The following is a 14210-nucleotide window of genomic DNA, read 5'->3' as shown; positions in this document are numbered from 1 at the left end:
CAGTAGCACCCCACAACCAGAACAGGAGGTCCACATCATGTCACAAGCAACACGTCCGATTCCCGAAGGTTTCCACAGCATCACCCCGCACCTGATCTGCAAGGGCGCGGTCGACGCGATCGCGTTCTACCAGCAAGCCTTCGGCGCCGTCGAACTCGATCGCATGCCGGGGCCGGGCGGCAGGCTGCTGCACGCCAGCATCCGCATCGGCGATTCGATCCTCATGCTGTGCGATGAATTCCCCGAATTCTGCAGCAGCGGACAGATGCCCGCGCCGGGGTCGGCGGTCTCCATCCACCTCTACGTTCCCGACGCCGATGCGGTGTGGGAACGGGCGCTGGCCGCCGGCGGCCAGCCCATCATGCCGCTGGGCGATGCGTTCTGGGGCGACCGCTACGGCCAGCTGGTCGATCCCTTCGGCCACCGCTGGGCGATCGCCACCCATCTGCGCGACATGACGCCGCAGGAAATCGCGGCCGAGATGTCCAGGCAGGTGCCCGGCGCCTGAGTCTCAGCCAGTCAACGCACGTTCGAGGAAGCGGAAGGTCGCCGGGTCCTGCAGCGCGGCGACGTTCAGGCGCATGCGGGTCGAGGGCAGCTGGCTTGGTGAGAACAGGCTGCCCGGCGCCAGCAGCAGGTCTTCCCGCATGGCGCGCGCGGCCAGTTCGTTGGTATCGCAGCCGGCATCGACCCACACGAACATGCCGCTTGCCGGGGCCGGTTCGGGGCGCAGGCCGAGCGCCTCGATCTGGCGCAATGCCTTCGGGCGCACCGCGTCCAGGCGGCTGCGCACCCGGTCCAGGTGCTTGCGGTAGAGTCCATCGGACAGGATCTTGTAGACCACGCGCTCGCCGATGTCGCTGGTGGTGAGCGTGGCCAGCATCTTGCGGTCGGCCAGGCGCTGCGCCCGCTCGCTGGATGCCGCGATGAAGCCGACCCGCAGGTTGGGCGCCATCGATTTCGAGAAGCCGCCCAGGTAGATCACTTGGCGCAGGCCGTCGAGCGCCGCCAGGCGCGTCGCATTCCCGGGATGCAGATCGGCGTAGATGTCGTCCTCCACCACCGTAAAACCATGCTGCTCGGCCAGGCGCAGGACCTGGAAGGCTTTCGCGGCCGACAGCGAGGTCGAGGTCGGGTTGTGCAGCACCGAGTTGATCACGTACAAGCTAGGCCGGTAGCGGGCCGCCAGCTCGGCCAGCTGCTCCAGGTCGGGACCGTCGCCAAGGCGGCGCACGCCGACCACGTTCAGTCCCATGGCGGCAAACGATCCGAACATCAGGAACCAGGCCGGATCGTCGACAAAAACGGTGTCGCCCGGCCGGCAGAACTCGCGCGCCACCAGGTCGAGCGCCTGGCTCACGCCCAGGGTCATGACGATCTGTTCCGGCGGCGCACCGATCTCGAACTCGGCCAGCTTGCGCTGCAGCTGCTGGCGCAGCAGCAGGAAGCCCTGCGGCGCGCCATAGCCGAGGAAGGCGGCGCTGTTCTGCCGGCTCAAGCTTGCCAGGGCCCTGGCCACGGCCGGACCGTCGAGCCAGTCGGCCGGCAGCACGCCCGCGCCGGGCGAGTGCTGCAGCGGGGACTGCCGGAACATGTTGCGGATCAGCCAGGCGACGTCGAGGCTGGCGCCGGCGCTCCCTGCCGGCGCCAGCGCCCTGTCGGCCGGGCCCGCGGGTGCCGGCGCCCGCCCGCGCACGAAGAACCCGGCGCCGCGGCGTGAGTCCAGGTAGCCCTGGGCCACCAGCCGGTCGTAGCTGGTTACCACGGTGAAGGGCGACACGCCGTGGCTTGCGGCGAACTGGCGGATCGAGGGCATGCGCGCGCCGGGGCGCAGCAGGCGCTCGTCGATGCGGGCGGCAACGAGGCGCACGATCTGGTCGGCCAGCGGCTCGCCGGAATCGCGCGCCAGGCTCAAGACGGGCGTATTGGTCATTTCACCATCACAGTGAAGAAATTAAGTAGCAAAGTGTACTGGGACTGTATTGGTCCACCGCGCTAGCATAGACCTGTGCCCACCTCGCCGCAAGCATCTTCCGAAGGAGTCCCATGCCTACCGCCGCCTGCCCCGCCGCCGCTGCCATCCGCAGCACGGATACCCCTGACCAGAACCGGGGCATGCTGCTCGGCCTGCTCGGCGTGGCGATGTTCAGCCTGACCATGCCCTTTACCCGCATGGCGGTCGCGCAGCTCGATCCGGTGTTCGTCGCGCTCGGCCGCGCCCTGGGCGCCGCCCTGCTGGCGGCCGGATGTCTGCTGTGGCGCCGCGCCCCGCTGCCGCCGCGCGCCGCCCTGCTGCCCCTGGCGCTGGTGGCGGGCGGCTGCATCGTCGGCTTCCCGCTCCTGACCTCGATCGCCCTGCGCAGCCTACCTGCCTCGCACGGCGCCCTGCTGGTGGGCGTGCTGCCCCTGGTGACGGCGCTGTACGCCGCCCTGCGCGGCCATGAGCGGCCATCACGCGGCTTCTGGGGCATGGCCCTGCTCGGCTCCAGCCTGGTGGTGGGCTTCGCCCTGGCCCAGGGCGGCGGCAGCCTGCATCCGGCCGACCTGCTGGTATTCGGCGCCGTGGCCGCAGCGGCGGTCGGCTATGCCGAAGGCGGCCGCCTGGCGCGCAGCCTGGGCGGGCCGGAAACCATTTGCTGGGCGCTGGTGCTGGCGGCGCCGGTCCTGCTCCCGGTGCTGCTGTGGCATGGGATTCCCGCGCTGGGCGGCGTGGGAACCGCGTCCTGGCTCGGCTTTGCCTACGTCACCGCGATCTCGATGTTCATCGGTTTCTTCTTCTGGTACCGCGGCCTGGCGCTGGGCGGGGTGGCGCGGGTCGGCCAGGTGCAGCTGCTGCAGCCCTTCATGAGCCTGGTGGGCGCCGCCCTGCTGCTGGGCGAGGCGCTGACCCTGGCCAACTGCGCGTTCGCGCTGGCGGTTGCCGCCGTCGTGTTCGCGGGACGCCGGATGGCGGTGCGTCAGCAGTAAAACATGCTCCCCGGCGCCGGGTGGACGTACAATATCGGCTTCTTTCACTGCAACGTCACAAAAACCATGTCCGTCTACGATAAACTCAAAGAACTGAACATCACCCTGGCCGCGCCGGCCACCCCGGCCGCCGCCTACGTCATGTACGTGCAGACCGGCAACCTCGTGTTCATCTCGGGCCACATCGCCAAGAACGCCGACGGCTCGCCGAACGCGGGCATTTTGGGCCGCGACAAGACCACCGCCGACGGCCAGGCCGCCGCGCGCTCGGTCGCCATCGACCTGATCGGCACCCTGCAGGAAGCCGTCGGCGGCGACCTGAACCGCGTCAAGCGCATCGTCAAGGTGATGAGCCTGGTTGCCTCGACCCCGGAATACAATGAGCAGCACCTGGTCACCAACGGCTGCTCGGAACTGATCGGCGAAGTCTTCGGCGAAGCCGGCAAGCACGCCCGTTCGGCCTTCGGCGTCGCCTCGCTGCCGCGCGGCACCTGCGTCGAGATCGAGATGATCGCTGAAGTTGCGTAAAGCTTGTCGCTTAAACATTTGTTTAAGCGATGTTGCATTTGTTTAAAGTACCGATCGCGGGCTGGGCCTACCCGGCCCGGTCCATCCCGAGGCCGCCTACCCGCGTGCCTTATAATGGTCCGGCACTACCCGTGCGGTCCCTTCCTGAGAGTCCTGTGAGAACAGCATGAAAATCGAGAATCCAAACCCCATCCAGTGGCAGTTTTCGGAACGCGCGCAGCAGCTGCAAAGCTCGTTCATCCGCGAAATCCTGAAGATCACCCAGCGTCCGGAGATCATCTCCTTCGCGGGCGGCCTGCCTTCGCCAGCCACCTTCCCGGTCGAGCGCATGAAAGAAGCGTACGACAAGGTACTGTCCGAGACCGGCAAGGTCGCGCTGCAGTACGGTCCGACCGATGGCTACGGCCCGCTGCGGGAATGGATCGCCAATTCGCTCTCCACGGAAGGCAGCCGCATCCTGCCTGAACAGATCCTGATGACCTCGGGCTCGCAGCAGGCGCTCGACCTGCTGGGCAAGGTCCTGATCGACGAAGGCAGCCGCGTGCTGGTCGAGACCCCGAGCTACCTGGGTGCCCTGCAGGCCTTCTCGGTCTACCGTCCCGAATTCAAATCCGTCGAGACCGACGAACACGGCCTGGTGCCGTCGTCGATCGACGCGATCGCACAAGGCGCGCGCCTGCTGTACGCACTGCCGAACTTCCAGAACCCGACCGGTCGATCATTGTCGATCGAACGTCGTCAGTCGTTGGTGGAAACCTGCGCCCGCCTCGGCCTGCCGCTGATCGAGGATGATCCCTACGGCACCCTGAGCTACAAAGGCGAGCCGTCGCCGAAGATGGTCGCGATAAACCCGGACGGCGTCATCTACATGGGTTCCTTCTCAAAGGTGCTGACCCCGGGCATCCGCCTGGGCTACGTCTGCGCCCCGCTGCCGCTGGTGCGCCGCCTCGAGCTGGCCAAGCAGGCGGCCGACCTGCACACCGCCCAGCTGACCCAGATGGTGGTGCACGAAGTGGTCAAGGACGGCTTCCTGGACCAGCACATCCCGACCATCCGCAAGCTGTACGGCGACCAGTGCCAGGTGATGCTGGACGCGATGGCCGAGCACTTCCCGGCAAGCGTGACCTGGACCAAGCCCGAAGGCGGCATGTTCATCTGGGTGACCCTGCCGCAGAGCATCGACGCCATGAAACTGCTCGACCAGTCGCTGGCCGCCCGCGTGGCCTTCGTGCCGGGCGCGCCGTTCTACGCGAACGAGCCGGCTACCAACACACTGCGCCTGTCCTTCGTGACCGTGCCGCCGGAGCGCATCCGCGAAGGCATTGCCATCCTCGGCAAGCTGATAAAGGACATGCTGTAAACACCATTAAGCATGCACCAGGCGCAACCGCCAGTATGTATTGGCGGTTGCATAACTGGTCGTAGCGGTACAACACCGGGACAAATTTCAGCCCTGTTTGTGTTTTTGTGGCAACGAATGTTGCCGCAAGCGATGACGAACGGGGTATGATTTCTCCGTATGAACCACCCTGCTTTCGAGTCCGCAGTGCCCGCGCGCCAGGCCGCGATCCTGATCGTCGACGACGCGCCCGCCAGCCTGAGCCTGCTGCAGGACATGCTGCGCAGCCAGGGTTACCGCACCTTCGTTGCCATTTCCGGTGAACGCGCCCTCGATCTCGCCCAGCGGGTCCAGCCCGACCTGATCCTGCTCGACGTCATGCTGCCCGGCCTGGACGGCCTGGAAACCTGCCGCCGCCTGAAGGCCAACCCGGCCACCAGCGACATCCCGGTCATTTTTGTCAGCGCCTGCTCCGAGACCGAGGACATCGTGGCCGGTTTCGACCAGGGCGCCGCCGACTACATCGCCAAGCCGCTGCGCCTGCCCGAAGTCATCGCCCGCGTGCGTGCCCAGCTCAACTTCCGCTCCGCCAGCCTGTCCAGCACCCAGCAGGCCAGGCACCTGCGCATGATCGTCGAGGGCATGGACGAAGGCCTGATGCTGCTCGGCCAGGATGGCCGTATCCAGTACGCCAACCCGGCCAGCGAGCGCTGCCTGGGCTACAGCGGCGCCGAGCTGGCCGGCCGGCACCTGGCCGCCCTGCTGGCCGAACCGGCCGCGAACGACTATGCCGCCTATTTCGACCGCCACGGGCGCAATGAGCCGGGCATCCTCGAGCGCTGCCGCGGGACCCGCGAAGTGCTGTTGGTACAGGCCGACGGGAGCCTGCGGCCGATGGACCTGAACCTGTCGCCGATGGCGCAAGGCGAGCAGCTCTACGTCGCCCTGCTGCACGACATCGCCCACCACAAGCAGTCCGAGACCGCGCTGCAGCGCGCCGCCATGGCCGACCCGCTCACCGGCATCGCCAACCGGCGCCAGTTCGATGCCTGCCTCGAACGCGAATGGCAGCGCGCGATCCGCAATGCCAAGCCGCTGTCGCTGCTGGTGCTCGACGTCGACCACTTCAAGCTGTACAACGACCTGCTCGGCCACGCCGCCGGCGACCAGTGCCTGCAGGCCGTGGCCAGCACGGTGCAGGCGCATGCGCTGCGCGCCACCGACCTGGCGGCGCGCTACGGCGGCGAGGAATTCGTCCTGCTCTTGCCCGACACGCCGTATGCCGGCGCGGCCAAGCTGGCCGATTCGATCCGCGCCGACGTCGAGCGCCTGCGCGTGCCCAACCCGCGCTCGAGCACCTCCGACTTCGTCACCGTCAGCGTGGGCGCCGCCACCTTCGTGCCGACCAAGTTCGACGACATGCGCTCGCTGTTCCTGGCCGCCGACCACGCCATGTACGACGCCAAGGCGGCCGGGCGCAACCGGGTGGTCGCCGTCGGCGGCGGCTATGCCTGGGAAGCGATGCAGACGGCGCTGCCGCGCTAGCCCGCCCGGCTCACACCTGGCGCGGATAACCCGTGATGCGCGCGATGTCGCGGTACATCGGCTGCAGCCGGCGGTACATCCCCAGGTAAACCTCGCGGTACAGCCGGTCGTAGACCGCCCGGTTGGCCGCGATCGGCTCGAACACCCTGCCCACCCGGGTCATGCCCCCGATCGCCGCTGCGAAGTCCGGGTACAGACCCAGCCCAACGGCGGCGTCGATCGCCGCACCCAGCCCCGAGGTCTCGTACACGTGCGGACGCGAGACCGGCAGGCCGAAGATGTCGGCGGTAAGCTGCATCGCGGCGTCGCTCTGCGAGCCCCCGCCCGACACGCGCAGTTCGGTGATGCGGGTGCCCGAGCGCCGCTCGATGCGCTCCTTCCCTTCGCGCAGCGCGTACGCCAGCCCTTCCAGGATGGCGCGGTAGACGTGGGCGCGGGTATGCACGTCGCCGAAGCCGATGATGGCGCCCTTGGCCTCGCGCCCCGGCACCCGGATGCCGGGAGTCCAGTAGGGCTGCAGCATCAGGCCCATGGAGCCGGGCGGCACCGCATTGGCCAGCTCGTCGAACAGGCGCTCGGGCGCCACGTCTTCCAGCAGGGCGCGCATCTGTTCGTGGTGGCCGAACTGCTCCTTGAACCAGTTGACCATCCAGTAGCCTCGGAATACCTGCACCTCCGTGCTGTAGGCGCCGGGAATCGCCGCCGGATACGGCGGCACGAAAGGCGTCACCTCCACGTAGCGGGTGGTGGTGGTGTTGATGGTGGCGGTGGTGCCGTAGCTCAGGCAACCGACGTGGGGCGCGCTGCAGCCGGCCCCGATCACTTCGCAGGCCTTGTCGGCGGCCGCGGCCAGCAGCGGCAGGCCTGCAGGGATGCCGGTGTCGATCGCTGCCTGCGCGCTGATGCTGCCCAGTTGCGTGCCCGGCTCCTGCAGCTCGGGCAGCATGCGCGGCTCCACCGCCAGCGCCTGCCATTTCCAGTCGCGCCGCCCGGCCCACCTGCGGCGCCGGTAGTCGAACGGCAGGTAGGCCACCTGCGAACCGGAGGAATCGGCAAAGCGCCCGCACAGGCGCCAGTTCAGGTAGCCCGACAGCAGCAGGAACTTGTGGGTCGCCCGCCAGAGCTCGGGCTGGTGCGCGTGGATCCAGTTGATCTCGGCCTCGCCGCGCAGGTAGTCGATGGTCTCGCGGACCCGCGCCAGCCGAAAGGCGGTGCGCCACAAGGGCCCGATCGGCGGCACCACATCGGTACGGCGCTGGTCGAGCCAGGTGATGGCGGGCCGCAGCGCTGCTCCCTCGCGGTCGACGTTGATGACGGTGCCGCGCTGCGTCGTCACCGCCACGCCGGCGATGCGGGCGCGGTCGGCGCCCGGCTGGGTCCAGAGCTGCCGGCAGGCCTGGCACAGCGCCTGCCAGAACCCCTCCGGGTCGTGCTCGGCCCAGCCGGGATGCTCGCTGCGGTAGTCCAGCAAGGGGACCTGCGACCTGGCGACGATATTCCCCTTCAGGTCGAACAGCAGCGCGCGCACGCTCTGGGTGCCATTGTCGATGGCGAGGATCAGCGGATCATGCATCGGAAGGGTATGGTGTCATGCCGCGCAGGTGCGGAAGCCGGCGAAGATATCGTCGCGTTCCGGCTGGTAGAAATTACGGAAATGCGGGGAGCGCAGGCGCGCAGGCGTCGCGAACGACGCGCCGCGCAAGGCCTGGCGGCTGCCGAAATACGGCGCCGAATACTCGCGGTAGCGATCCGCACCGAAGCCGGCATAAGGCAGGAAGGGCGAAGCCGTCCATTCCCACAAGCCTCCCCACTGAAAGGCCGGGTAGCTTGATGCCGCCGCGAACTCCCATTCCTGTTCCAGCGGCAGGCGCCGTCCGGCCCAGCGGCAGTAGGCCTGCGCTTCGTGCAGGCTCACATGACGCACCGGCGCACGGGGATCGAGGGCAACCGGGGCCCCGAAGCGCTGCTCCAGCCAGCCTCCCGCGCCATCCGGCATCCAGTAGCGCGGCGCCGTGCGCCGGTTCGCCGTCAGCCAATTCCATCCGGCCTGGCTCCAGCAGGCGGCACGCCGGTAGCCGCCGTCGTGCACGAAGGCGAGGTAATCCGCGTTGGAGACCAGCCCGGCATCGATCGCGAACGGCGCGACCTGGCACACGAAGGCCTGCTTTTCATTGTCGAACACGAAGCCGCGCCGCTGCTCCCCGCCGAGCAGCAGCACGCCGCCGGCAAAGGCGATCTCGCCTTGCGCGCGCGCCGGGCCGACCTCGTCCTCCAGGCAGGCGGCGTCGCGCGGCGCGGCCGCGCCGAGCGTCTGCAGCGTATAGGCAAGCGCTTCGCCATGCATGTCCTCATGCGCCAGCACCAGGCGGTAAGGATAGAGGGCGGCATCGTCGCCGGACTCGCGCGCCAGGCGCGCGCGAACCCGCTCCAGCACTTCATGGCAATAGTCCTTGAGCCGGGCCGGCGCGGGCAGCGCGAGCGACCAGCGCGCGTCGTGCGGCACGGTGTTCGAATCGAAGCAGGCATCGCCCTGCGCCAGCAGCGAATCGCCGCCCGCCTCGCCCGGCGCGCTGCCGCGCGCTTCGCGCAGTACGAACCATTCGGCGAACCAGGCGACATGGCCCAGTTCCCACAGCGGCGGATTGAGGATGGGAAGACGCGGCACGCGGGCACTCTCGTGATAGCCGGCGCCGGCCAGCGCATCGAACAAGGCAAGTGTGCGCTGCCGCGCATCCTGCAGGGCCTGGTCCAGGCCGCGCGGCTCCATGCTACGGAAGGATGCGTGCTGTTCGTTCATGCACGCATTGTACGGCCTTGTCACTGCAAGATCATCACCCGGTCTCCGCAGCGGCCGGCATGCGCCAGGCCTTGGCTTCGCCGGCGTCGACGCCGCGCTCGCGGGTGAACGCCGCGCCCATCGCGCAGCTGTCCGCTTCATGCAATTCCCAGGCGCCCTCCCCCTTCAGGCACAGCACATGGGTATGGTGGCGCATCACCGCGGCGCGGTGGGCGATGCTGATCAGGGTCGCGCCGTCCCTGCGCAGGCGCGCGTACAACGAGGCCTCGTTGGCGGCATCGAGGGCGCTGGTCGCCTCGTCCAGGATGACGATCGTCGGCCGGTGCACCAGCACCCGGGCGAAGGCCAGGCGCTGCTGTTCGCCGACCGACAGCAGCTTTTCCCAGTCGTGCACGGCATCCAGGCCGCCCACCCGCTCGGCCAGGCGCGGCAGCTGGACCTCGCGCAGGATGTCCAGCAGCTGCGCGTCGCTCAGGTCGGCATGCGCGCTGGGGTAGAGCAGCTGGCTGCGCAGCGTGCCCGACTGCAGGTAGGGCTGCTGGGGCAGGAAGAAGAACTGGTCCAGGGCCGGACGGTGGATGACCCCGCTACCCTCGTGCCACAGGCCGGCGATCGCGCGCAGCAGCGAGCTCTTGCCGCAGCCGCTCTCGCCGGTGATGAGCAGCGCGTCGCCGGGTTGCAAGGCGAGCGACAGCTCCTTGATCAGCACCCGTTCCGATTGCGGCGGGTGCAGGGTCAGCGATTCCAGCACCAGCTGCTGGCCCTGGCGCGTCTGGATGCGCGCTTGCCCGCTAGCGCCCCCGGATCCTGCTTCGGGCAGCACCAGCCTGGACAGGGCCTGCAGGCGCCCGATGCCCGCCACGAAGCGGCTCAGGCTCTCGAAGTTGTCGACGATGACGCCCACCGCCGCCAGCACCGCCGTGAACGCGCCGGCCGCCTGCACCGCCCGCCCCACTTCCAGCTCGCCCGACAGCACGCCATTGGCCAGGATCATGAAGGGCAGCACCAGGGTCAGTTGGCTGAAGGTGCGCTGGAACAGGTTGAGCGAACACTGCTTGCGGATCAGGCGCGCGAAATTGTCGATCACCTGCTGGAACTTGCCGTCGATATGGGCCCGTTCCTGCGCTTCGCCACGGTAGAAGGCGATCGACTCGGCGTTCTCGCGCAGGCGCATCAGGCTGAAGCGGAAATCCGCCTCGCGCCGCAGCTGCCAGAAATTCAGGTGGATCAGCGGGGTGCCGAACACGTACAGGGCGACCACGGTGCCGGTCAGCGCATACACCGCCAGCACCCCGACCAGCAGATGCGAGATCGACCACAGCACGGTGCTGAAGGCCACCAGCTGCATGATCGAGCCCAGGAAGATGAGCAGGAAATGGATCGAGCGGCCCGTGAAGCTGTTGATGTCTTCGCTGATGCGCTGGTCGGGGTTGTCGATGTCGCCCTCGGCGCCCAGCCGGTAGTAGGTGCGCCCCTTCAGGTAGCCGTCCAGGAAGCGCCCGGTGAGCCAGCGCCGCCACTGGTTGGCGAAGCGGTCGCGCATGTAGTAGTAGAAGGCATAGACCGGCACCGCGAACGCCAGCGTCATCAGGCAGGCCCGCACCGCGGTCCAGAAGCGGCCGTCTTCCCTGCCCGCCAGCGCCGAGGTCATCTCGCCGGCCTGCTCGTTGAGCATCACCGCCAGCTTGGTCTCGACCAGCATCAGCACGATCAACAGGGCCAGCAGGGTCCAGGCCTGCCTGCGCTTCTCGCCCAGCCAGTAGGGCTTGGCCACGCTGACGAATTCCTTCCATGCTGCGAGCGACAGGGGCGCGGCGCGGCGCCCATCGTCGGCGCCTGCCGGCGCATCCTGCGCTGCTGGGCCCTGGGCTGCTATGGTCGGCGTCTTCATGCTCGGTGAAATGCTGTTGATGTCTTGACACCAGCATAGCGCCGCCCGGTCGCCGCTTCCGTGCGAAAACGGACATAGTCCGTCCTGTTCCGTCAGGTCTTCGACGCCCCCGGGACAGGGTCAGGACAAGGCTCGTCCACGGCCTCAGGCTGCAGCAACGCCAGCTGCTCCGGCGCGAACACCACCGTCTGGGCCTGGAATCCCAGCGCGATCCCGGCCGCCTCGAGCCGCTCGGCGATCGCCAGCAGCAGCGCTTCGCGCGTACGCACGCTGGCCTCGAAATCCGGCACCTCCATGTAGGCGAACACTTCGATATTGAAGGAGCGCTCGCCGATCCGGCCCAGGTGCGCGCGCGATCCTTCGCCGACCTCGTCGTGATCAAGCAGGATCTGGCGGACGATGCCGGCGGCTTCCGCCAGCCTGGCGGCGGGGGTGCGGTGGTCGAGCGCGATCACCGGGTTGAACAGGAAGCGGTCGCGCGCGGCGTAGTTTTCGATCTGGCGCGCCGAAAAGTCGCCGTTCGGGATGGTCACCAGTGTACGGTCCAGGGTGCGCAGGCGGGTCGAACGGATCCCGATGTCTTCCACCGTGCCGATCACGTCGCCGACCTTGACGAAGTCGCCCACCTGGGCCGGCCGGTCGGCGATCACGGTGACGCTGCCGACCAGGTTCTCCACGGTCTTCTGCGCGCCCAGGGCAAGCGCGATACCGCCGATGCCGAGCGCCGCGATGCCGGTGGTGACGTCGATGCCGAAGGTATCGAGCAGGCCGATGGCGAAGAACAGCAGCAGCACCACCTTGGCGGTGCGCCGCGCCAGCACGATGACCGAGACCACCTGGCGCCGTCCGCGCCGCTGCATCCGCGTGATGGCGAGCTGGGCGACGGCGTCGAGCAGGCGCAGGCCGAACCAGACGAACGCGATCAAGAGCAGGATGCCGGTGTAGCGCAGCAGGGTCTGGCGCGCCACGATGGCGACCGGCAGCCGCTCGGCCCATTCGAAGAACACGAACACGGCGACCAGGAGGCTGAGCGGCGGCAGCGCCGCCTCGAAGAAGCGGTAGGCGCCGTTGGCGGCGGGGTCCGCTACCAGGCGGCGGATCAGGGCGACCAGGATGGTGGCGACGATCCACAGCCCGCCGAAGACCAGCGCGCCCAGGCCCACCAGCATGCCCCAGTCCTCCAGCGGCGCGCCGGCCACGGTGAATTGCGGGCGCTGGGCATCGGTGACGGCGGTCGATTTCTCGGCCACGGCGGCGATCGCGGTCGCGGTCTCGCGCGAGATACGCCAGATCTGCAGGCCCTCTTCTTCTCCGCGGCTGAGCAGGACCGGGATCGTCCTGCCCTTGGTCCTGATCTCGCCGATGCGCTCCTGGTCCACCGGCAGCTCGTCGCCGATGCGGCCGGGACCGTCGTTCGACAGTGCCGCATACGGCTCCAGCGAGCCGCCGCTGTCGAGCAGGGCCTGGAACTCGCGCGCCCTGGCGGCGGCGGCCGCGCGCTGCCGGCTGCTGTTCGCCGGGAGGTCGAAATACTGGGCGGCGCGGTCGTGGTCTCCCTCGGCGAGGGCCCGGATCAGCCCGGAGACCGTCGAACGCGGCGTTTCGCGGCCGAGCAGGTCGGCCTGGGTGGGCGCGGCCGCGGCCGCGGCCTCGGGCTCGGCCGCAAACAGGGGACCGGCTGCCGTGGCTGGCAGTATGAATGCGAGCAACAGCCAGGCGAACGATAAGGGAATCAAAAATTTCGGGAAAGAAATCAGGACAGAAAGACGCATTCTCAAGAACAACTCCTTCGCTCAAGGACAAGGCGCAGTCTAGCATCCGCCCCGTCCCTCACGAACTGCTGTCCTCGCCAACGCATCCGCAGGCAAGGGCTATAATTGTCCGAATAGCCAACGCACCCAGACCGCTTATTGACGGTAATCGACGTGAATCCACATCTCGACCAGCTCCTCCCCTACCCCTTCGAACAGCTGCGCCAGTTATTCAGCGGCGTGACCCCGAACCCCGCCTACAGCCCGATCAGCCTCGGCATCGGCGAGCCGAAGCACCCGACGCCCGCCTTCATCGAGAAGGCCCTGATGCATGCGATGGCCGGCCTGTCGGTCTATCCGACGACCCACGGCAGCGAGCCGCTGCGGGTGGCGATCGCAGGCTGGCTCGAGCGCCGCTACGGCATCCCGGCGGTCGACCCGGGCACGATGGTGCTGCCGGTGAACGGTTCGCGCGAAGCGCTGTTCGCCTTTGCCCAGTGCGTCGTGGACGGCGCCCGCGGCAATGCGCTGGTGATGAGCCCGAACCCGTTCTACCAGATCTACGAGGGCGCGGCCTACCTGAGCGGCGCCACGCCCTATTACGTCAACTCGGAACCCGGCCGCAACTTCGCGCCCGACTACGCCAGCGTGCCGGATGAGGTCTGGTCGCGCGTGCAGCTGCTGTTCGTCTGCTCGCCGGGCAACCCGACCGGCGCCGTGCTCACGCTCGAGGACTGGCGCCAGCTGTTCGAGCTGTCCGAGCGCCACGGTTTCGTGATCGCCTCGGACGAGTGCTACTCCGAGATCTACTTCGGCACGACGCCGCCGCTGGGCGCCCTCGAAGCGGCGCACCAGCTGGGCCGCAGCAGCGGCGAACGCCCGTATGCGAACCTGGTGGTGTTCTCCAGCCTCTCGAAGCGCTCGAACGTGCCGGGCATGCGCTCGGGCTTCGTGGCGGGCGACCCGCATCTCCTGAAGAAATTCCTGCTCTACCGCACCTACAGCGGCGGCGCCATGTCGCCGCCGATCCAGGCGGCCTCGATCGCGGCCTGGAACGACGAGCACCACGTGCAGGACAACCGCGCGCTGTACCGCGAGAAGTTCAACCTGATCACCCCGCTCCTGAAGGGCGTGATGGACGTCGAGCTGCCCGATGCCGGCTTCTACCTGTGGGCCGACGTGCGCCGCACCGGCCTGTCGGACACCGAGTTCGCACACCGCCTGTACGCCGAATATAATGTCACGGTTTTGCCAGGCAGTTATCTTGCACGCGAAGCGCACGGCCTCAACCCGGGCCGCAACCGCATCCGCATGGCGCTGGTAGCCAGCGTCGACGAAGGACTCGAAGCCGCCAACCGCATCGTCGAGTTCTGCAAGGGCCTGTGAGGCCGG

Annotated in this window: 11 protein-coding genes; 6 read left to right on the top strand and 5 right to left on the bottom strand. The window is 68.3% G+C overall.

The features are described 5' to 3' along the window. Positions 1-37: 37 nt before the first annotated feature. Positions 38-508 (top strand): VOC family protein, encoded by a 471-nt coding sequence (locus FG94_RS04880; protein ID WP_036207832.1) that lies wholly within the window; start codon positions 38-40, stop codon positions 506-508. A gap of 3 nt (positions 509-511) precedes the next feature. Here FG94_RS04880 and FG94_RS04875 read toward each other — a convergent pair whose 3' ends face one another. Further along, entirely contained in the window at positions 512-1933 is a 1422-nt protein-coding gene (locus FG94_RS04875) for a PLP-dependent aminotransferase family protein (RefSeq protein ID WP_036207828.1), read from the bottom strand. A gap of 113 nt (positions 1934-2046) precedes the next feature. Between FG94_RS04875 and FG94_RS04870 the strand changes: the two genes are divergently transcribed. The 4 genes from FG94_RS04870 to FG94_RS04855 all read left to right on the top strand — a co-directional run bounded on the left by FG94_RS04870 (position 2047) and on the right by FG94_RS04855 (position 6379). Next, positions 2047-2967, top strand: coding sequence for a DMT family transporter (locus FG94_RS04870; protein WP_036207825.1), 921 nt, complete (start codon positions 2047-2049; stop codon positions 2965-2967). Between the two features lie 66 nt (positions 2968-3033). Beyond that, positions 3034-3495, top strand: coding sequence for a RidA family protein (locus FG94_RS04865; RefSeq protein WP_036207821.1), 462 nt, complete (start codon positions 3034-3036; stop codon positions 3493-3495). Positions 3496-3661: 166 nt separating this feature from the next. Continuing rightward, complete coding sequence (locus FG94_RS04860; RefSeq protein WP_036207820.1) at positions 3662-4855, top strand: PLP-dependent aminotransferase family protein; 1194 nt, start codon at positions 3662-3664, stop codon at positions 4853-4855. Positions 4856-5014: 159 nt separating this feature from the next. Further along, positions 5015-6379 carry a diguanylate cyclase gene (locus tag FG94_RS04855; protein ID WP_036207819.1) on the top strand — a complete coding sequence of 455 codons (1365 nt, stop codon included), beginning with the start codon at positions 5015-5017 and terminating at the stop codon, positions 6377-6379. Positions 6380-6389: 10 nt separating this feature from the next. Here FG94_RS04855 and FG94_RS04850 read toward each other — a convergent pair whose 3' ends face one another. From FG94_RS04850 to FG94_RS04835, 4 genes are all read right to left on the bottom strand, one after another. Then, the gene (locus FG94_RS04850) at positions 6390-7952 is read right to left on the bottom strand and encodes an FGGY-family carbohydrate kinase (protein WP_036207818.1); all 1563 of its coding nucleotides are present in this window, start codon (positions 7950-7952) and stop codon (positions 6390-6392) included. Positions 7953-7967: 15 nt separating this feature from the next. Next, the gene (senA, locus tag FG94_RS04845) at positions 7968-9176 is read right to left on the bottom strand and encodes a selenoneine synthase SenA (RefSeq protein WP_081925800.1); all 1209 of its coding nucleotides are present in this window, start codon (positions 9174-9176) and stop codon (positions 7968-7970) included. 34 nt (positions 9177-9210) lie between these two features. Beyond that, positions 9211-11067, bottom strand: a complete 1857-nt coding sequence (locus FG94_RS04840; RefSeq protein ID WP_081925799.1) for an ABC transporter ATP-binding protein/permease — start codon at positions 11065-11067, stop codon at positions 9211-9213. 92 nt (positions 11068-11159) lie between these two features. Continuing rightward, entirely contained in the window at positions 11160-12776 is a 1617-nt protein-coding gene (locus FG94_RS04835) for a mechanosensitive ion channel family protein (RefSeq protein ID WP_051996201.1), read from the bottom strand. 216 nt (positions 12777-12992) lie between these two features. Here FG94_RS04835 and dapC point away from each other — a divergent pair, with 216 nt between their 5' ends. After that, positions 12993-14204, top strand: a complete 1212-nt coding sequence (dapC, locus tag FG94_RS04830; protein WP_036207871.1) for a succinyldiaminopimelate transaminase — start codon at positions 12993-12995, stop codon at positions 14202-14204. Positions 14205-14210 lie beyond the last annotated feature (6 nt).

The organism is Massilia sp. LC238 (genome assembly GCF_000735635.1).
Lineage (GTDB): Bacteria > Pseudomonadota > Gammaproteobacteria > Burkholderiales > Burkholderiaceae_D > Telluria > Telluria varians.
Note: the sequence above shows the minus strand (reverse complement) of the source record. Positions and strands in the feature narration are given on the sequence as shown.